This is a genomic window from Nocardia testacea NBRC 100365, from assembly GCF_000308775.1.
Taxonomy (GTDB): domain Bacteria; phylum Actinomycetota; class Actinomycetes; order Mycobacteriales; family Mycobacteriaceae; genus Nocardia; species Nocardia testacea.
On sequence record NZ_BAGJ01000214.1, the window covers coordinates 1 to 1,016 of the forward strand.

A 1,016-nucleotide genomic window follows, 5' to 3' on the forward strand; every position below is an offset into this window, starting at 1 on the left:
GCGCGGGCAGGCCCGCGGTGCGGCGGTTGTGGGCCAGGGCGTCGAGGAAGGAGTTCGCGGCCACGTAATTACCCTGTCCCGGGGCTCCGAGGACTCCGGCCACCGACGAGTACACGACGAACGCCGCCAGCTGATACCCGCGGGTGAGCTCGTCCAGATTCAGCGCACCGTCGACCTTGGGGGTGAGCACCCGGTCGACCTGTCCGGTGGTGAGGGTGTCGATGGTGGCGTCGTCGACGACACCGGCGGAGTGGATCACCGCGGTCAGCGGATGGTCGGCGTCCACGGTGTCCAGCACCGCCGCCACACTCGCCCGATCGGCGACATCGCAGGCGGCGACCCGGACCCGCGCACCGAGTCCGGCCAGTTCGGTGACGAGTTCGGCGACACCGTCGGCCGCTTCTCCCCGGCGCGAGACCAGCAGCAGGTGCCGTACGCCGTGGGCGGCCACGAGATGCCGGGCGGTCACCGCGCCGAGACCACTGGTGCCACCGGTGATCAGCACCGTACCCGTCCCGAAAGCGCCGGCCGCCGCGGCCGGTACCGCTGCGGCGGCCGGCGCGGCCGGGGTCAGGCGTGGCACGAGCATCCGCGAATCACGCAGCGCCACCGACGGTTCTCCGGCGTCCAGGACACCGCCCAGCACCGCCGCGTCCAGGCCGCCGTCGTGGTCCAGGAGCAGGATTCGGCCCGGATGTTCGGATTGCGCGCTGCGCACCAGGCCGGCCACCGCGGCCGCGACCGGATCCACCGGGGTATCCGGCAGGGCCGCCGCCGCTCGGGTCGCGACCACCAGCCGGATCCTGGCGGTCCGTTCCGCCGACAGCCAGGACCGCAGCAGCGCCAGCGTGGCGTGTACCGCCTGCCGCACCGCGCCGGCGCGGTCCTCGCCCGGTGCCGGGCCGTCCTCGGGCAGCGACCACACCACGACCTCCGGAACGCTCGCCGCCGCGATGAGTTCGGTGGTGTCGGCGAAATGCCGCTCGATACCGGGTATCCGCAGCGCACCCAGTGTC

Annotated in this window: 1 protein-coding gene; it reads right to left on the reverse strand. The window is 73.5% G+C overall.

Annotation, left to right across the window (positions count from 1 at the left end; translation table 11 throughout):
• Positions 1-1,016, reverse strand: a 1,016-nt coding sequence (locus ON38_RS25515) for a beta-ketoacyl reductase (RefSeq protein WP_039827559.1), incomplete at both ends; no start/stop codon positions are given.